Source organism: Acinetobacter sp. RF15B, from assembly GCF_007558235.1.
Classification (GTDB): domain Bacteria; phylum Pseudomonadota; class Gammaproteobacteria; order Pseudomonadales; family Moraxellaceae; genus Acinetobacter; species Acinetobacter lwoffii_C.
Genome location: NZ_VLSR01000014.1, coordinates 1 through 16,971 on the forward strand (window position 1 = coordinate 1; position 16,971 = coordinate 16,971).

Here is a 16,971-nt window from a genome sequence, read left to right on the forward strand (position 1 = left end):
GATGCCTATATTGCAGAAATTACTCAACGCTTGAATCATCGTCCAAGAAAAAGACTCGGCTTTAAAAGTCCGAGTCAGGTATTATGGCAACAACATGGTGTTGCACTTCAAATGCTAATCTAAGATGCTTATGTTTGACGCTCTTGCCCATACTATTCCAGATCAGCACTTTTTAATTCAGAATATTTCGGTGACGGTGCGCCGTCTGGATCTGGTGCATCCTCATATATCAGGCAATAAATTTTTTAAGCTGAAATATAACTTTCTTGAAGCGCAACGAGCCGGTTATCACCAACTATTGACCTTTGGTGGTGCTTACTCCAATCATATTGCAGCTACGGCTTTTGCCGCACATCAGTTTAATTTTAAAAGTGTCGGTATTATCCGTGGTGCAGAATTAAAAGATAAAGAACTAAATCCGACTTTGGCACTGGCACAAGAGCTCGGTATGCAGCTGCACTTTGTCAGCCGTGAGGAATATCAGCGCCGGCATCAACCTGACTATTTGCAAGAGCTGACGCAACAATTTTCTGAACATTATCTGATTCCTGAAGGCGGCACCAATACCTTGGCCATTCAAGGCTGTCGGGAAATTTTAAGACCAGACGATGAACAGTTTGATGTCATCTGCTGTGCAGTGGGTACAGGAGGCACCTTAACAGGTCTGATTGAAGCCAGTCATCCTCACCAGCAGTTATTAGGATTTTCTGCCTTGAAAGGTGATTTTCTAAAAGATGAGGTTGCCAAATTCACAGTAAAAAAGAACTGGTCCATTCTCGATGATTATTGCTGCGGGGGATATGCCAAAACCACGCCTGCCCTTATCCAGTTTATTCAAGATTTTGAAGCTAAATATGATATTCCTCTGGAACAGGTCTATACCGGAAAAATGCTGATGGGTCTCTTTGAGCTCATTACGCAAGGATATTTCCCGGCTGGATCAAAACTGCTGGTCATTCATACAGGGGGTTTACAAGCTAAGAACCTTAAAATCTGCTCCTAAATTCATAGCGTTCATTTCCTCATCTTTTAAAAGTATTTTAGATCAATAGCGGTTCAGCCTCCACGATTCAGCTTTTAGCTCAGTATGAATAGAGAAAGCTGAAATAAAATTGTCTATAATGCTTTCCTTTTCTTCTCCCTTGAGTGTGTCATGTCTTCCAAGCAATACGATGTTTTAGTCATAGGTGCCGGTGCTTCAGGTTTAATGACGGCGTATATGGCTGCACAACGTGGTCGCAAAGTGCTGGTCGTCGAAAAGGCCAACAAGGTCGGTAAGAAAATTTTAATGTCGGGTGGCGGAAAATGTAATTTCACCAACCTGTATATCGAAACAAGTAATTATATTTCACATAATCCGCATTTTGTGATTTCAGCTCTAAGCCGTTATAGCAACTGGGATTTTATTGGTTTGGTCTGTGAATATGGCATCGAATATGAAGAACGCAAACATGGACAGCTGTTTACCTTAAATGGAGCCAAAGAAATCCTGTCAATGCTGCTGGCAGAGTGTGATAAGACCGGTCTGGTTGAGATTAAGACCAGTTGTGAAGTAAAAGCAGTGAATACGGTCGCAGAGCAAGGTTTTCAGGTGGCTACCTCTCTGGGCTATTTTGAAGTAGAGTCTGTGGTAGTGGCGTCTGGCGGCCTGTCGATTCCGACCTTAGGAGGTTCAGGAATCGGCTACGAGATTGCCAAACAGTTTGGCCATCATGTCTATCCAACTCGTGCCGGTCTGGTGCCTTTTACCTTCTCGGATCATTTTAAAGAAGTTACCACCCGTCTGAGTGGCAACGCCATTGAAGCAACCTTATCCAATGATTTAAACAGCTTTACCGAAGCGCTGTTATTTACCCATCGCGGTTTAAGTGGTCCCAGCTCCCTGCAATTGTCCAACTACTGGGATGTGGGCCAAAGCTTTAAGGTCGACTTTTTACCGAGTATGGATTTGATTAATTTCTTCAAGCGTAAAAAACAGGGACAACCTAAAGTTTTACTCCGCACTTTATTAAGTGAACATCTGCCGAAAAGTGTCGTGATTGAACTACAAAATCTGGTCTGGGCTGAGGTCGCCGATACCCCTATTGGTAATCTCAGTGATGACAAGCTGGAGCAGATTGCCAAGCGTATACAGGGCTTTGAATTAAAGCCGTCAGGAACCGAGGGTTACCGTACTGCCGAAGTCACTTTAGGCGGTGTGGATACCACCGAAGTATCTTCCAAAACCATGGAAAGCAAGAAGCAAAAAGGTCTGTATTTTGTAGGTGAAGTTCTGGATGTCACCGGCCATTTGGGTGGCTTCAACTTCCAATGGGCCTGGGCTTCTGCGCATGCTGCCTCAGAGTACGTTTAATCCATTCAAATCCAGACATAAAAAAAGAGCCGAATCATTCAGCTCTTTTATCTTTTATCTGCAACTTTATTCAAGATAGTCTGTTTGAAACAATAGAACGTCTAGAGAAGAAAGACGTTCAATCGTCAGATCCATTTTTTCTACAGCTTCTGCAATATGCTGTGGTTGCTGTACTGTGTCTGTGAATGTCGTCCATAAATTATTTAGCATTGAAATTACCCTCATTATTTTCATTCCTTTGAACTTAATTTAAATACTTTACATGACAAGAATATTAAATTTAAGTATCTATATTTTAAGTAATATTTCATATATCACTCTTATGAAAAATACCAAATACAGTATTAATTTCAATCATTATTTTGCATTTCCTCATCCTTACCTTCTGGTGAGTGGACTTGATTTTCATTTTGCCTGCTTTTAGCACGTCGTGATTTTACAAAAATAAACCGGCGTGCCCCTGCTAAAAAGCCTACAGTAATTCCAGCAATAACCACGGGCGCTAAAAACTTATTCGGTGCTTTTGCCATAATTATTTCCCTTTTTTCACTAGCAAAATCGGCCACTTAAGCGTGGCCGATTCTGTTGGTCCTGACCAGGTTATTTCAGGTCATCTTTTTTCTGAGTGGAATGATCAATATCTATACCAGGTTCGTCCTCACCTGTTGAGCCAAATGGATTATTGGCTGGCGGATGAGCCGGATCAACTTTGACTGAGTCCGGGACGGCCTGATCGGCATCTGGAGTGACCGAATCAATAGATGCATCATCATCTTGTAGTGGTGCAGTAGTGAGCGTTGCTGGTGTCGTATTCGACAGATCGTTAGGATCTGAATCTGAACCAGTAGCTCCCGGGGTGGTGAATGCAGAACCTGTCGTACCTGCCCTATCGGCGACACTTGTACCTGTTGTAGCAGTCTTGGCGCCTAATCCTGAAAACATGCTATTTTCAGCTTTATCCTTGACTGGATTCGGTTCTTTGGCTTCACGTTTTGCCTTGTCAATCAGATCAGTCAAGACACGCTCTGCTGGCTGGCGACCACCCAGACCAAAAGCCAAGGCAAAGGCCACAGCTACCGCACCCAGCGTCAGACCAAATGCCAGGTTCACGATAGAATCTGCGATGCCCATTGCACGCAGACCCATGGCAATAACCAGTCCCATGATCAGGACACGTACCAGATTAGCTAACCAGCGTGAACTGTTATATTCACCACGTTGTACAATATTTGCCACGATATTGGCCAGCCAGAAACCGATGACCAGAATCACCGCACCCAGCAGAATATTCGCACCAAAATAGATAAACATGGCAATCAGACCACTGATCTGTTCAAAGCCAAGACGGTTGGCGGCTTCAGAAACCGCGAACAGCATGGTAAACAGAATGATCAGGTAACCCACCACATTGGAAAGTTTAGTGCTACCAAAGAAACGTTGTACATCAAGCTTGGCTGGAATTTCATCGACACCTGTGCCTGCAACAACTTCTGTGACCAGACGTGCTACCAGTTTAGAAACCACATAAGCCAAGATCAGAATCAGGGCTGCCGCAATAATATTTGGAATGGCATGCATGATTTCATACAGCATGGCAGTTGCCGGCTCAGAAATCGCTTCAATTCCAAGCGCTTCAAAGGCAATGATCAGCGATGTGATAATCACCACTGCAAAGACAAATGAACCCAGCACCTGAGCGACATTCGAGTTCTTGAAGATCCCGACTTTTTCAGCCTGATGCTGTACATTCAGACTGTTCAGCAAACCTTCCACAATACCGCGGACAATTTTTGCCAGAATATAACCGACAAATACAATGACTGCAGCAATGAAAATATTCGGAAGATAACTGACAACGTCTGTCACCATGTTCTGAACTGGCAATAACAGGCCGTCTAGCCCGAGGATCGACAATACAATTGGCAAGAATAGTAATAAAATTAACCAGTAAACAATTTCACTGATATTCTGGCTAATTGGACTGACGCCAACTTCTGCACTGAGCTTTTCATCCAGTTGGGTACGGTTCAGCACTTTCTGCAAACCCATTTTCACCAGATTTGCCACTATCCAACCAATGAAGCCGACTGCAATAGCGGCCAGCAATTGTGGAATAAATAGCAAGAACTGCTGAATCATGCTACTGAAGGGGTCACTGATCCCTGTCAGGTTCAGCACATTAAATGCACCTATCACAGCAATGATCAGAATCAGCCAAAAGACGACCCGGGCAATGATGCTTTCCATGTTGGAGCGATGTCCGGTTGCGGTACTCAGATGCCTATTTGTCCCGAGCTTCTGCAAAAGCTTCTTAATTCCTGCAGAAACCAGTAGTGCAATGATCCAGCCAACAATTAATATGGCAACTGCACTGATTATGGGATGAAACTGATCCCAATAGTACATGGCATCATAGCCCCCGCGTGGACCTCTCATATAATCATTCATGTGTTTTATGCCCTCTTTGTTATCACGCTATTTATCTGAATTTGAAAGCCTTAGAGTTTTAAATACTTGGCTTCTTCCTTATACAACCTAGACTTTATCTATTCAGACGCTCTGGATATGCAGAGCTTAGAAAACACCACAATCCATTAAAAAAGCCCCAGTGATTAACCAGAGCTTTTTTGATCTGTACCTTATTGATTAGCCTGTGCAGTATCAGTTGCCGTTGCAGTCGCTTCTGTATCAGTCGCTGTCGCCTCGGTACTTTCACCGCCTGTGTTCGGGCCAGTACTCGTAGGAGCTGTCGTCGCTGGTACAGGCGTATTAGGCCGTTCCGCAGGGGAATCTGGCTCCATATCCGCAAACATATAAAATAATACGGCGAGCAAAAAGATACCGACTAAAATCAAAATATAGACGGGGATACGTTTTTTCTGTGTAACTTCGTCCTGATGATTTGAAGGTGGTTTGTTATTAAAATCATTGCCCATGACCATCCTCACTATTTCTTATTCATAAGTAGATTTTTATCATAACAAGCAGTTAGCGACACTTCTGTGACAAAACATGGTGAGATAGTGACGGGATGTAAGTTCTATGTATCAAAAGAATGAGTCTGATTTTTGAGCACAGGAATTCGGTTTTTAAAGGAGGTTAAACGTTTTGAGAATTTGAATGATTTTTTTGTGTGATAACCTAGATGGGCTGGGCAAGCGGTGTTGCAACCATCCCTTAGGATACTTTTACTGATAGCTGTAAGCCCAGATTCTTCATAGATAAGGGAGACTAAAAATCCTTCCCATCTCCTCTTTGCTCCCGTCCAGGTCATGCCCAGATCGCTAGTAATGAATAGACCTGCGACTTTGCTTAAAATAAGCTATAATCATTGACCTTATTTTTCATGCATTCGAGCTTTATGGCGTATCGTCAACAGAGTGTATCGCTTGATCTTGACACTGATATTACACATCAGTGTGCTTTGCACTATACTCGTGATCAGCATCTGATTGGAATTATTGAGTTTAGCAAGCCGGGCTATTTGCTACGCTGGCAAGACCTGGAATATTTCCGTCGCCGTACCGAGGAAATGTCGGTCATGCCCTTTCCTGATTGCATCAATGCCATGGTGATTGATGTGCGAAATGTGGTGGCGTGGCTGGACAATGAAGTTCCCATTATTCCGTGGCGTTTACTGGAAGAGGATTGCCCGGTGCGTTTGGTCGTACCTGCTGAGCGGATTGAACATTATGCAGGCTTCTTTGAGCCGACCTGGCTAACAACCGATGTCGATAGCGCGATTCAGGAAATCCGCGATTTTATGGATATGTTTGTCCACTAAGTGTTGAAGAGCAGAAAACCTCCAATTGGAGGTTTTTTTATACCAAAAAGCTTGTTTCTTTTTCCAAAGGAGGAAGTAAAGTACTTACCAGTAATTCTCTACTGCAATATTTCCTTCACCACGACGGTTCATGCTCAGACCTCGAGCTTTAAGCGCCTCTTTAGTATCTTCTACCATTTGCGGGTTTCCACAGAGCATAATATGGCTACTGGCCGGATTAAATTCGAGTCCCGCCGCTTTCTCAAGCTGACCATTTTTAATCAGTACGGGTAAACGATCATGCAAAGCGGCATGTGGATCGCGGGTAATAATCGGAATAAATTTAAAGCCGCGATGACCCTCACCAAAAGTTTCAGCAATTTCCTGGATACGCGTCACATAAGCCAATTCAGCTTCGGTACGCACGCTATATACCAGATAAATATTTTCATATTTAATCCAGGTTTCAAAGTCCTGTAGCATTGAAAGAAATGGCGCAAGTCCAGTTCCCGTCCCCAACAGCCATAAGTCTTTAGGCAGTGGCAACTGATAACGTGCAAGCGTCAAAAAACCATAAGGGATTTTTTCCAGATACAGCTCATCTCCAACTTTTAAATGCTGCAAATGCGAGGTAAATGCCCCCTCCGGCACCACAATCGAGAAAAATTCCAGGGTCTCATCAAAAGGTGATGACACGACTGAATAGGCTCGAACGACCAGATGATCTCCGACCTTTAAGCCAATACGCGCAAACTGCCCGGCAGTAAATTTAAAATGCGCAGGGCGTGTCATAGTGAAACTAAACAGCGTATTGGTCCAACGGTGTACAGATAAAACCTTTTCCAGGCTAAATTTTTCAATAGACATGATTCAAACGTGGCATCAAAGACTATGCTCATGGTAGCATGACCCTATAATTTATTAATATTTTTTAAATGTTAAGGCTCTATTCATGCGCATGACTTTACGCCAGCTGGCTGTTTTTGTAGCAGTTGCTCAAGAAGGCACCGTCACCAAAGCCAGTGATGCAGTCAAACTCACCCAAAGTGCGGCGAGTATGGCTTTAGCAGATTTAGAAGATGGCCTTGGGGCACCTTTGTTTGATCGGCTCGGAAAACGTTTACAACTGAATGATTTGGGCCGTTTTTTACTCCCGCAAGCCCTAGAAATTCTGGGCCGTTGTGAGACATTTGAACAAGCAGCTCAAGGCGAGTTACAGAGTATCGATCTGCGTCTGGGTGCGACACTCACTATTTCAGATTATTTAATGCCTGATCTGATGGCAGGTTTCTTAAAAATTCAGCCCCAAGCGCACTTACAGCTGCAAGTGGGAAATACCAGACAGATGATCGAAGCCGTCAATCAGTTCCAGCTGGATCTGGCCTTAATTGAAGGTTCTTGTCATCTGCCACAGCTGCAATGCATCCCTTGGCGTAATGATGAACTGGCCGTCTGCTGTGCACCCGATCACCCTTTGGCACAGCTTGACCGTGCCTTAACGGCAAAAGATTTCAAGTCTGTAGAGTGGATCTTGCGTGAAGAAGGTTCAGGGACGCGTGAGGTCTTTGACAATGCGATTTTAAAAGATGTTCCTGATGCCAAAATCCGCTTGACGCTGGGTCATAATGAAGCGATTTTAAAAATTGTCGCAGGTGGGATTGGCATGTCCTGTATTTCCAAACTGGCGGTTGAGCCTTTGCTCGAAAAAGGTCATCTGGTAATTCTGGACACCCCATTCTGGTCACTGACCCGCCCCCTGTTTATGCTGGTGCACCGTCAGAAATATCAAGGCCCGGGTCTTAAGGCCTTTATGAAGTTCTGTGAAGCTTAGAATTTTGTTGAAATAAAAAAGCGCCGAAGGGCGCTTTTTTTAACGGTAAAACTGATGTTCACAAGGAATACCGTCACTATCTCCATCCATCTGGGTACCAGGGCAATGTCGCAAAAAGAATATCGCTTCATCATAAGAGTGCATCTGGCTACAGTGGGTTCTGCCATCACACTGATAAGGTGACGACACTGAAGTGGAGGAAGTAGTACTTCTAAGAGGGGTATTGGTGGATACCTCTAAATTCTTCTTAGCTTGTTCGCTTAGGCCTTGTTCAGGTAAATTACTTAAGGCTGCACGTTGTTCTGAAACCAGCCTTTTTTTGTTCTTGTATTAAATACTCAAGTTGCTGTTGCTTTTGTATTTTATAGTTTTGGTATTTTCCATAAGCCAATACAGCAAGTATGACGATAATAACTATGCCTATACTGATAAACAGTTTAGATAACGCTGGCTTTTTAGGCGGATGATAGAGTGTTGCTCTTTCTACCTGAAGATCATTATGTTGACTGACACTGGGTGAAGGCGTCTTTTGATATGAAATATCTAAGCGAACAATATGATCCGCTTTAAACTTGCCTTGATCCTCCACAATTAGAAACTTTAACTTTTCACCAATTTTCGGTAAAACATTTTTGTTTGGGAAATCTTTTATGTGGAAAAATAAATCTTTTGCTTCCCCTTCAATTTCGATAAAACCAAAACCACGTTCTTGATTATAAGTTTTGATCTTCCCCTCTTGAAACATAAGCAGCTCTTGTATTTGATATTTTGAGTAATTATATTCAGAAATCCTTTAAAACTCTCAAATAAAAAAGCACCGTACGATGCTTTTGTATTTGAATGATGAGACAAATAGCTTAGTAAAATTATAATAGGACGGTTTATACCTAACTTAAATTTCTCCAAAAATTATAAAACCGATCGCTGTTACCAGCGCCAACCAGAGTGTGGGGCTAAAGAAAATAGTATGGCGTACTGGAGTAACCATCGCTGCAGGAGCTAGAGACGGCAGCGCAACCACTTCAGAGACCAACTCTTCCTGACGCTTAATATCCAGACGTACCATATTGTCCAGTTGAATCCTATTCTGCTCTTCAATTATTCTAAATTTAAGTCGCTCCCCGACTTGTGGCGTGATCTCAGAGGAAGGTAGATTCTGTAAGCGAAAATCTAGCTCTTGCGGCTTTTCTATGAGCTCAATTGTTCCAGTCCCACATCTGACATCGTAGGTTTTAATTCTTCCATCTGTAAACATGACATATGTCCCTAGATCATTCAACAGATGCGTATTTTATATGGAAAGGTTTAAAGGATATTGTTGAGCTTTGGTGAGTATTTTATTGTTTTAGTAACGCTATACAGAACTTGGATTACACAAGCTCCTACAAATCACGTTAGCGTAATACTCAAATAAAAAAAGAGGCTCTAAAGCCTCCTTCTGGATATATTTTCCAAGCAAAATTAACGCTTTAAATTCGACAATAGGGCTGAGGTAATCGAAGTATTGACTGCTACCGCTTTGGCTTTTTTGGCTTTCTTGGATTTGTCTTCTACACGTTCAATTTTGATGGCTTTGTAGCGATCTCCATTTTGAACTACATTAAATTTTACCCGGTCATTGCGTTTCGGTTCACCTGAGTCAGCAGGGAAATCCGAGATATGAAAAAATATCTCACCTTCAGGTGAAGAAATAAAACCAAATCCTTTTTCTGGATTGTACTGCTGTACTTTTCCTTGATATTGCTCGGAAGTCATAAACATCCCCTACTCTGCTTCTGTCAGTATTCAGTATATAAAAAAGAGGCCCTAAAAGCCCCTTTCCTGTGCATTTTTAACCATTAGTCTTTTTGAACTGAACCAAAAATCTTGTCACCGGCATCACCTAGACCCGGCACAATATAACCATTGTGATCTAAGCCTTTATCAATGGCAGCAGTGAAAATCACCACATCCGGATGTGCTTCTTCAACCCGCTTAATCCCTTCAGGCGCCGCCACCAGCACCATGACCCGAATATCTTTACAGCCATTTTCTTTAAGTACATCAATTGCCGCAACCAGTGATGAACCTGTCGCCAGCATTGGATCAATGATCATGGCAATCCGGTTTTGTACATCTGGAACCAGTTTTTTATAATAGGTACGCGCTTCCAGTGTTTCTTCATCGCGTTCCAGCCCCAGTACAGATACTTTGGCACTTGGAATCAGATTCAGGAAACCATCCAGCATCCCAATTCCTGCACGCAAAATCGGCACAACGGTGATTTTTTTACCCGCAATGCGGTCAACTTTGACTGCACCATCCCAACCGTCAATTTTATGCTCAACCATTGGTAAATCTTTGGTTGCTTCATAGGTCAGCAACATGGTTACTTCTTGTGCCAGCTCACGGAAATTTTTCGTGCTGATATCGGCACGACGAAGCAGACCTAATTTATGTCGGATCAAAGGATGACGAATTTCATGGATAGCCACGGGAAAACACCTAAAAGGGTAAAACTAAATTTCTACCATTATAGAGGCTTTTGTTAATTTTTATAAATAAAAAAGCCCCCAATCATGGAGGCTTTTTTGTAATAGCTTAGTCAGGCACGAAATCAGTTAAAACCACTTTGCACCAAAGTGAAAATAAACTGCTGTAATTCAGGCGACAGGGCAAAGAATGCAAACTTGGAGATTGCAATCATTGGATCCGGGTAGACACCCAATACCAACACCAGTAATGCCACTGCCAGTACCATGATACCGCCCACTTTCTGGCCCCAGTGATTCACCGCATCGATACGCGGCGTTTCTGGTGGAGTCATATACATCACCACCATAACACGCAAGTAGTAGTACAGACCGATACCTGAACCCAGAATGACCATTGCTGCAAGGAACCAAGCCTCGCCTGCAACTGCAGTTTTAATCACCAGGAACTTACCAATGAAACCAGCCGTTAACGGGATACCTGCCAGCGATAACATCATGACAGTTAATACCGCTGTCAATACCGGACGGCGCCAGAACAGACCGCGGTATTCCGCCAGGCTGCCTGCTTCGTCAGTATTGTTATACGGGCTGGACATCAAGGTCACTACACCGAAGGCACCTACTGTGGTCAATACATAAGTAATGACATACACGTTCAAGCTTTCAAAAGTCGCAAAACCTTGTACTTGCAAGAAGTCAGTATTACGTGCCGTAACAATCGCCACCAGGATATAACCAAAGTGAGCAATTGAAGAGTAGGCCAGGATACGCTTTAAATTCACTTGCTTTACCGCCAGCAAGTTACCGACCAGAATCGACAGTACCGCAATCACAGTCAGAATCGTAATGAAACTATCAGACAGTAACAAGCCTGAAGACAGGACGTAACGTGCAAACAGACCCAGCGTTGCCACTTTTGCAACTGTCGCCAGGAAAGTCGCAATCGGCGCTGGAGCACCGGCATAGACATCTGGTGTCCATTTGTGGAACGGCGCAAGTGATAACTTGAAGCCAACGGCAAATATAATAAATGCCAGACCCACCACAACTGCTGGTTGGTTGAAGACGCTCAATAACTTGCCTGGTTCGCCAACAAAGCTTAAAGAACCTGTATAAGCATAGATATATGCCATACCCATCAACAACATTGCAGAAGCAGTTGCCGAAAGCACCAGATATTTCACACCTGCTTCAAGCGATTGAGAACGCTGATGTGTATAGGCCAGCAAGCCGTAAACAGGGATCGACATTAACTCAAGGCTGATAAAGAAAGAGGCATAGTGAGAACTTGCTACCATAAGCATTGCACCTGCAACAGATGCCAGCATCAGGATATACAGCTCTTCACGGTTATCTTTATAGGTTTCGATATAAGCATGTGACAAAGTACAACATGCCAGTGCAGCAATCAGAATCATGAACTGGTACAGCATCGTAAACGGATCTACGATGAACATGTTCATGATATTGGCAGGTGCAAATTTACCCGCCAATAAAACAAAGACGATATAGAACGCAGCTAGGTTTAAACCCACTACGGCCGTAGTCGCAACTAAGTTATGGTTACGCTTAATTGCAGTCAACAACATGACCGCGATCGCAGTTAATGCCACGATCATCACAGGTGCTAACGGCATAAGCTCAGAAAAAGACATTGTGAAGTTCATGGCTTATTGGATCTCCACATTTTCAAGTTGAATCGGTGCTTGTTCAGCAACCACTTCAACAACTTCTTGAACTGGAATGTAGCTATTTGCTAACCACGCCATGCTTGAGTTTGAAACATCAAGGAAGCTTTGTGGGTATAGACCAAGCCATACAAGACCAAGCGCACAGATCAGCAGAATCACTACTTCACGCGCGTTCAAATCTTTCAGTGGATGTGTATAGTGCTGTTTTTGCTCTTCGTTTGGTGTACCGAACAATGCCTTGTGAATCAGGATTAAACCGTACAGACCTGCGAACACCAAGCTGATTGCAGCAATGATGGTAAATGTCGGGAATTTGTTGAAAGACCCCATCAGGATCAGGAATTCACCAATAAAGTTACCCAGACCAGGAATACCCACAAGCGCCGCAATGAAGAACATCAGGAAGAATGCAAGATAAGGGAACTGACCACGCATACCGCCCATCAAACGCATATCACGAGTATGCACACGTTCGTAGACTTGACCACACATAATGAACAGTGCAGCAGAAGACAGACCGTGAGCCAGCATCATGATCATCAGACCCTGGAAGGTCAGAATATTACCTGCATAAATCGCCAGTAATACGAAGCCCATGTGCGAAATAGAGGTGTACGCCAACAGACGTTTCATATCTGTTTGCCGGAATGCACACCAGGCACCGTAGAAGATACCAATCAGACCCAGAATGATCGCGAAGTCTGCAAATTGTGCAGAAGCTGCCGGGAAGAATGGAATCACAAAACGAAGTAAACCGTAAGCTGCTGTCTTGATCAGGATACCGGCAAGGTCTACCGAACCCGCTGTAGGTGCTTGCGCATGTGCATCTGGTAACCAGCCATGTAATGGGAAAACTGGAAGTTTTACCGCAAAGCCGATGAATAAACAGATCATAAAGGCATAAGCAACTGCTGGAGCCTGTGCATCAAGCGTATTCGCCACCCCCATCAGGTAGTTGTAGTCGAAACGAATTTCGCCAGTCATGTTGAAACCTACGGTCACCAGACCCAGGATACCAATCAACATGACCAAACCAGCAACTTGCGTATAGATGAAGAACTTGTTTGCCGCATAAACGCGCGATTTACCTTCTGCTCCCTTATGCCCCCAAAGTGCAATCAAGAAATAGATCGGAACCAGCATCATCTCCCAGAAGAAGAAGAACAGGAACATGTCAATCGCAAGGAAAACACCGATCACCCCACCCAGAGACCATAAGAGGTTTAAGTGGAAGAAACCAACGTTCTTCTGAATTTCACCCCACGAACAGCCGACTGCCAGTACACCCAGAAGTGCAGTTAAGCCGACCATCAGCAGTGATAGACCATCTACTGCCAGGTGAATGTTAATCCCCAGAGTTTGAATCCAAGGTAATTTGAACTCGGCTGCCCACGAAGGGTTTGCACCGCCAAGTTCATAGTTATAAGTACCAGACTGCCAGAGGACGATGGTCAAAACCAGCGTCACCAGCATACCAATTAAGGCAATATAGCGTGGCAGGTGTTGGTCGAGTTTATCGACCAACCAGCACACAAAACCTGCAATGAACGGAATGAGGATCAGAGCCGGCAAAATAATATTGTTTGGAGCTTCCATTTTATTTCCCCACTACCTGAATCACGAGCAAGATCATCAGTAGGACAACGACGCCGAGCCCCATGCTTGATGCGTATTCACGCAGTGATCCTGTTTGACGTGAACTGGTAAAGCTGTGACCACCTTTAACAAGTGCAGGAAGTACCAGCCATAGGCCATCAATCGGATCACGACCAAAAATCTTCGCGAACAATAAATATGGTTTAACAAAAATAAGGTCGTAAAGCGCATCGAAACCTAGTGCATTACGGCAAATATTTGCAAGGCCTGCACCCAAAGAAGTCTGGGCAAAAGATTTGACTGCATTGTAGGCAAATGCGAACAATACCACACCTACCGCAAGACCAGCTAAGGCTACACCAATCGCGACATATTCAGCGCCATGTGCGCCTGCTTCCAAAGCTTCAGGAATAATGAACGCTGGAATTTGTGCAGCATTCAGAATATTCATGACGGGTGCTTTCAAAACGATTGCAAGACCTGTTGACAAGACCGCAAGGATTGCCAGTGGCGCCCAGTACGTGATGCCTTTGATTTCATGGTAAGGCGTGTTTTCTTTGCCAAAGAATACAATCCAGATTAAACGGAAAGTATAGATTGAAGTTAAGAATGCACCTGCAACACCAACCCAGTACAGCGTATTGAATACCGGTAAGCCTGCAATATGGCTTTGTGTCCAGACTGCAGCAAGAATCGCATCTTTCGAGAAGAAACCGATGGTCAGGAATGGAATCGCAGCGAGCGCACCACCACCAATGGCAAAACAGGCAAACAGGAATTTGTTCTTGTAGAACAGACCACCCATCTTGAAGATGTTTTGTTCGTGATGGTAAGCCAGAATCACCGCACCCGAAGACAAGAATAACAATGCCTTGAAGAATGCGTGAGTCAGCATGTGGAACAGACCTGCCTGGTAGGCTTCAGCACCAACCGCCATGAACATATAACCCAGCTGACTCATGGTTGAGTAGGCCAGAATACGTTTGATGTCGGTTTGAACCAATGCAGCAAAACCAGCCACTAGCAATGTCACTGCACCCGTAATCGAGATGAACACCATGACTTCAGGGGCCAGTTCAAATACTGTGAACAGACGGCAGCACAGGTAAACACCCGCGGTAACCATCGTTGCCGCGTGGATCAAGGCCGATACAGGTGTTGGACCTGCCATCGCATCTGCTAACCATGTTTGTAACGGGATCTGTGCAGACTTACCCGCAGCACCCAGGAACAACATTAAGGCTGTCCAGATGGTCAATGACGAGCTTTGTGTCATTACAGTTGCCGCATTTTCTACGATGTACTGAGTATTCAATGTGCCGAACTGCTGGAACAACAGGAACATGGCAACCAGCAAGAATACGTCACCAACACGGGTCACTGTGAATGCCTTGATGGCTGCAAAACCATTAGCAGGATTTTGGTAGTAATAACCAATCAGCAAGTAAGAACACAGACCTACACCTTCCCAACCCAAGAATAATAACGCCAGGTTATCGCCCAGAACCAGCAGCAACATGCTGGCAACGAACAGGTTGAAATAAGAGAAGAAACGTGCAAAGTCTTCTTCGCCGCGCATATACCATGAGGCGAAGATATGAATCAGGAAACCAACCCCTGTCACCATGCCCAGCATCAATAATGATAAACCATCAAGATGCAAGCTGATCCCCGGTGCAAAACCGCCGACATTAAACCATGTCCACAGGTGTTGTACCGTCGCGGTTGAACCATTGTTGACAAAGTCCAGACCGGCAATAAGTGCAACCAAGGCCGACAGACCCACTGCACCCACCCCAATAATGGCAGCAACTGATTCAGGCAGTTTATTACGCCCTGCCGCCAAAAGGATGAAACCAATTAACGGGAATAAAATTGTTAGATATAAATAACTCATCCGCGCATCTCACTAGCAGCATCCACATCCAGGTGATGGAAGCGATGATAGAACTGAAGGACGATCGCAAGACCAATACACGCTTCTGCCGCAGCAAGCGTCAAGATCAGGATAAACATGATCTGACCGTCTGGCTGTACCCATGCACTGCCTGCCAGGACGAATGCTAAAGCCGCAGCATTCATCATGATTTCAAGGCTCATTAAAATAAACAGAAGGTTGCGTCGCACCATTACACCGTAAAAACCCAGTGCAAAAAGAATAGATGCAACGATCAAACCATGCTCTAAAGGGATGTTGCCCATTATTCTTTGTCCTCTTCTGCACCTGGCTCACGTTTACCCAGATGAAATGCAGCTACCAGGGCAGCCAGCAATAACATCGCAGCAACTTCTACCAATAATAAATACTGTGTAAAGAGCGCTTGACCCACAGCTTTAGGACCGACCATTTCAGTGCCCATCACCAATGAAGGTTGTGTGTAGTCAGAGTTCAATACCCAAACAACTACAAGACCGATCAGGAAGCTCATCAGTGCCGGGTAAGCCCAGGTAGATGAGGTCAGCCATGTACGTTCTTGTGCAACAGTCTGTTCGCCGAGGTTCAACATCATCACCACGAATACGAACAGGACCATGATCGCACCCGCATAGACAATCACTTCCAGCGCACCGGCAAATGGCGCGCCTACGATCATAAACAGACCAGCAACTGCAAGAAGTGAAACAATCAGGCTAAGTAAGGCATGTACCGGGTTCGTATTGGTCACAACACGAACCGTAGAAACGATGGCCACGAGGGCCATTAAATAAAATGGCCACATCATGGTAATAGACTCCGTACATCAACAGGTGCACTTTCACGCTGTGCTTCACCCTTGCCTTTGCCTGCAACTGCCATACCGGTCACGCGGTAGAAGTTATAGTCAGGGTATTTACCAGGGCCAGAAATCAGCAAGTGTTCTTTTTCATAGACCAGGTCTTGACGAACATACTCACTCAGCTCGAAGTCCGGTGTCATTTGAATGGCAGTCGTTGGACAGGCTTCTTCACACATACCGCAGAAAATACAGCGAGAGAAGTTGATACGGAAAAACTCCGGATACCAGCGACCATCTTCTTTTTCAGCTTTTTGTAGTGAGATACAGCCTACTGGACACGCAACCGCACACAGGTTACATGCCACACAACGCTCTTCGCCATCCGGGTCACGCGTCAATACAATACGACCACGGAAACGTGGCGGCACGATTTCTTCGGCTGGGACTTCTGGGTAAAGAATGGTGTCACGTTTACGTGTTGCGTGGCTGAACACCATCCACAACGAACGTACGATTGACCCGAATCCAGCTAGAAATTTAAACATT

Annotated in this window: 18 protein-coding genes and 1 pseudogene; 4 read left to right on the plus strand and 15 right to left on the minus strand. The window is 44.4% G+C overall.

The annotated features are described in order from the left end of the window. Positions 1–130: 130 nt before the first annotated feature. Together E2K74_RS10590 and E2K74_RS10595 are read left to right on the plus strand one after the other, a co-directional pair. Complete coding sequence (locus E2K74_RS10590; protein ID WP_151203454.1) at positions 131–1,003, plus strand: 1-aminocyclopropane-1-carboxylate deaminase/D-cysteine desulfhydrase; 873 nt, start codon at positions 131–133, stop codon at positions 1,001–1,003. Between the two features lie 150 nt (positions 1,004–1,153). After that, positions 1,154–2,353: an NAD(P)/FAD-dependent oxidoreductase gene (locus E2K74_RS10595; RefSeq protein ID WP_151207508.1), complete on the plus strand. Its 1,200-nt coding sequence runs from the start codon at positions 1,154–1,156 to the stop codon at positions 2,351–2,353. Between the two features lie 66 nt (positions 2,354–2,419). Here E2K74_RS10595 and E2K74_RS14540 read toward each other — a convergent pair whose 3' ends face one another. From E2K74_RS14540 to E2K74_RS10610, 4 genes are all read right to left on the minus strand, one after another. Next, the gene (locus E2K74_RS14540) at positions 2,420–2,578 is read right to left on the minus strand and encodes a hypothetical protein (RefSeq protein WP_153228203.1); all 159 of its coding nucleotides are present in this window, start codon (positions 2,576–2,578) and stop codon (positions 2,420–2,422) included. 125 nt (positions 2,579–2,703) lie between these two features. After that, positions 2,704–2,883: a hypothetical protein gene (locus E2K74_RS10600; RefSeq protein WP_151207510.1), complete on the minus strand. Its 180-nt coding sequence runs from the start codon at positions 2,881–2,883 to the stop codon at positions 2,704–2,706. A gap of 70 nt (positions 2,884–2,953) precedes the next feature. After that, complete coding sequence (locus tag E2K74_RS10605; RefSeq protein ID WP_151203452.1) at positions 2,954–4,801, minus strand: mechanosensitive ion channel; 1,848 nt, start codon at positions 4,799–4,801, stop codon at positions 2,954–2,956. A gap of 191 nt (positions 4,802–4,992) precedes the next feature. Then, positions 4,993–5,289 carry a hypothetical protein gene (locus tag E2K74_RS10610; RefSeq protein ID WP_151207556.1) on the minus strand — a complete coding sequence of 99 codons (297 nt, stop codon included), beginning with the start codon at positions 5,287–5,289 and terminating at the stop codon, positions 4,993–4,995. A gap of 425 nt (positions 5,290–5,714) precedes the next feature. On the opposite strand from E2K74_RS10610, the gene E2K74_RS10615 reads away from it, so the two are divergent. Continuing rightward, complete coding sequence (locus E2K74_RS10615) at positions 5,715–6,137, plus strand: hypothetical protein (RefSeq protein WP_151203461.1); 423 nt, start codon at positions 5,715–5,717, stop codon at positions 6,135–6,137. A gap of 84 nt (positions 6,138–6,221) precedes the next feature. On the opposite strand, the gene E2K74_RS10620 is transcribed toward E2K74_RS10615, so the two are convergent. Next, the gene (locus E2K74_RS10620; RefSeq protein ID WP_151207512.1) at positions 6,222–6,983 is read right to left on the minus strand and encodes a ferredoxin--NADP reductase; all 762 of its coding nucleotides are present in this window, start codon (positions 6,981–6,983) and stop codon (positions 6,222–6,224) included. A gap of 85 nt (positions 6,984–7,068) precedes the next feature. Here E2K74_RS10620 and gigC point away from each other — a divergent pair, with 85 nt between their 5' ends. Continuing rightward, complete coding sequence (gene gigC / locus E2K74_RS10625; RefSeq protein ID WP_151207514.1) at positions 7,069–7,947, plus strand: LysR family transcriptional regulator GigC; 879 nt, start codon at positions 7,069–7,071, stop codon at positions 7,945–7,947. A 39-nt stretch (positions 7,948–7,986) separates the two neighbouring features. Here gigC and E2K74_RS10630 read toward each other — a convergent pair. The 10 genes and pseudogenes from E2K74_RS10630 to nuoI form a co-directional block, all read right to left on the minus strand. After that, positions 7,987–8,692 (minus strand): annotated as a pseudogene (locus tag E2K74_RS10630) (cold shock domain-containing protein). Between the two features lie 147 nt (positions 8,693–8,839). Next, positions 8,840–9,202 (minus strand): hypothetical protein, encoded by a 363-nt coding sequence (locus E2K74_RS10635; RefSeq protein ID WP_151207516.1) that lies wholly within the window; start codon positions 9,200–9,202, stop codon positions 8,840–8,842. A gap of 206 nt (positions 9,203–9,408) precedes the next feature. After that, the gene (locus E2K74_RS10640) at positions 9,409–9,702 is read right to left on the minus strand and encodes a cold shock domain-containing protein (protein WP_151203448.1); all 294 of its coding nucleotides are present in this window, start codon (positions 9,700–9,702) and stop codon (positions 9,409–9,411) included. Between the two features lie 83 nt (positions 9,703–9,785). Beyond that, positions 9,786–10,421, minus strand: coding sequence for a uracil phosphoribosyltransferase (gene upp, locus E2K74_RS10645; protein WP_151203447.1), 636 nt, complete (start codon positions 10,419–10,421; stop codon positions 9,786–9,788). 122 nt (positions 10,422–10,543) lie between these two features. Further along, positions 10,544–12,088 (minus strand): NADH-quinone oxidoreductase subunit NuoN, encoded by a 1,545-nt coding sequence (gene nuoN / locus E2K74_RS10650; RefSeq protein WP_151207518.1) that lies wholly within the window; start codon positions 12,086–12,088, stop codon positions 10,544–10,546. Positions 12,089–12,091: 3 nt separating this feature from the next. Then, positions 12,092–13,708: an NADH-quinone oxidoreductase subunit M gene (gene nuoM / locus E2K74_RS10655; protein ID WP_151207520.1), complete on the minus strand. Its 1,617-nt coding sequence runs from the start codon at positions 13,706–13,708 to the stop codon at positions 12,092–12,094. A 1-nt stretch (position 13,709) separates the two neighbouring features. Beyond that, the gene (gene nuoL, locus E2K74_RS10660; protein ID WP_151207522.1) at positions 13,710–15,605 is read right to left on the minus strand and encodes an NADH-quinone oxidoreductase subunit L; all 1,896 of its coding nucleotides are present in this window, start codon (positions 15,603–15,605) and stop codon (positions 13,710–13,712) included. Continuing rightward, positions 15,602–15,910: an NADH-quinone oxidoreductase subunit NuoK gene (gene nuoK, locus E2K74_RS10665; protein WP_151203443.1), complete on the minus strand. Its 309-nt coding sequence runs from the start codon at positions 15,908–15,910 to the stop codon at positions 15,602–15,604. Before nuoK ends, nuoL begins: the two co-directional genes overlap by 4 nt. After that, the gene (gene nuoJ, locus E2K74_RS10670; RefSeq protein WP_171478791.1) at positions 15,910–16,428 is read right to left on the minus strand and encodes an NADH-quinone oxidoreductase subunit J; all 519 of its coding nucleotides are present in this window, start codon (positions 16,426–16,428) and stop codon (positions 15,910–15,912) included. The genes nuoK and nuoJ overlap by 1 nt, the downstream gene beginning before the upstream one ends. Beyond that, positions 16,428–16,970 (minus strand): NADH-quinone oxidoreductase subunit NuoI, encoded by a 543-nt coding sequence (nuoI, locus tag E2K74_RS10675; RefSeq protein WP_151203441.1) that lies wholly within the window; start codon positions 16,968–16,970, stop codon positions 16,428–16,430. The genes nuoJ and nuoI overlap by 1 nt, the downstream gene beginning before the upstream one ends. Position 16,971: the final 1 nt, after the last annotated feature.

What these genes read in the sequence shown, in the direction of transcription:
- E2K74_RS10590 (WP_151203454.1), top strand. Translation starts at nt 131, where the DNA reads ATGTTTGACGCTCTTGCCCATACTATTCCAGATCAGCACTTTTTAATT.
- E2K74_RS10595 (WP_151207508.1), top strand. Translation starts at nt 1,154, where the DNA reads ATGTCTTCCAAGCAATACGATGTTTTAGTCATAGGTGCCGGTGCTTCA.
- E2K74_RS14540 (WP_153228203.1), bottom strand. Translation starts at nt 2,578, where the DNA reads ATGAGGGTAATTTCAATGCTAAATAATTTATGGACGACATTCACAGAC.
- E2K74_RS10600 (WP_151207510.1), bottom strand. Translation starts at nt 2,883, where the DNA reads ATGGCAAAAGCACCGAATAAGTTTTTAGCGCCCGTGGTTATTGCTGGA.
- E2K74_RS10605 (WP_151203452.1), bottom strand. Translation starts at nt 4,801, where the DNA reads ATGAATGATTATATGAGAGGTCCACGCGGGGGCTATGATGCCATGTAC.
- E2K74_RS10610 (WP_151207556.1), bottom strand. Translation starts at nt 5,289, where the DNA reads ATGGGCAATGATTTTAATAACAAACCACCTTCAAATCATCAGGACGAA.
- E2K74_RS10615 (WP_151203461.1), top strand. Translation starts at nt 5,715, where the DNA reads ATGGCGTATCGTCAACAGAGTGTATCGCTTGATCTTGACACTGATATT.
- E2K74_RS10620 (WP_151207512.1), bottom strand. Translation starts at nt 6,983, where the DNA reads ATGTCTATTGAAAAATTTAGCCTGGAAAAGGTTTTATCTGTACACCGT.
- gigC (WP_151207514.1), top strand. Translation starts at nt 7,069, where the DNA reads ATGCGCATGACTTTACGCCAGCTGGCTGTTTTTGTAGCAGTTGCTCAA.
- E2K74_RS10635 (WP_151207516.1), bottom strand. Translation starts at nt 9,202, where the DNA reads ATGTTTACAGATGGAAGAATTAAAACCTACGATGTCAGATGTGGGACT.
- E2K74_RS10640 (WP_151203448.1), bottom strand. Translation starts at nt 9,702, where the DNA reads ATGACTTCCGAGCAATATCAAGGAAAAGTACAGCAGTACAATCCAGAA.
- nuoN (WP_151207518.1), bottom strand. Translation starts at nt 12,088, where the DNA reads ATGAACTTCACAATGTCTTTTTCTGAGCTTATGCCGTTAGCACCTGTG.
- nuoM (WP_151207520.1), bottom strand. Translation starts at nt 13,708, where the DNA reads ATGGAAGCTCCAAACAATATTATTTTGCCGGCTCTGATCCTCATTCCG.
- nuoL (WP_151207522.1), bottom strand. Translation starts at nt 15,605, where the DNA reads ATGAGTTATTTATATCTAACAATTTTATTCCCGTTAATTGGTTTCATC.
- nuoK (WP_151203443.1), bottom strand. Translation starts at nt 15,910, where the DNA reads ATGGGCAACATCCCTTTAGAGCATGGTTTGATCGTTGCATCTATTCTT.
- nuoJ (WP_171478791.1), bottom strand. Translation starts at nt 16,428, where the DNA reads ATGTGGCCATTTTATTTAATGGCCCTCGTGGCCATCGTTTCTACGGTT.
- nuoI (WP_151203441.1), bottom strand. Translation starts at nt 16,970, where the DNA reads ATGTTTAAATTTCTAGCTGGATTCGGGTCAATCGTACGTTCGTTGTGG.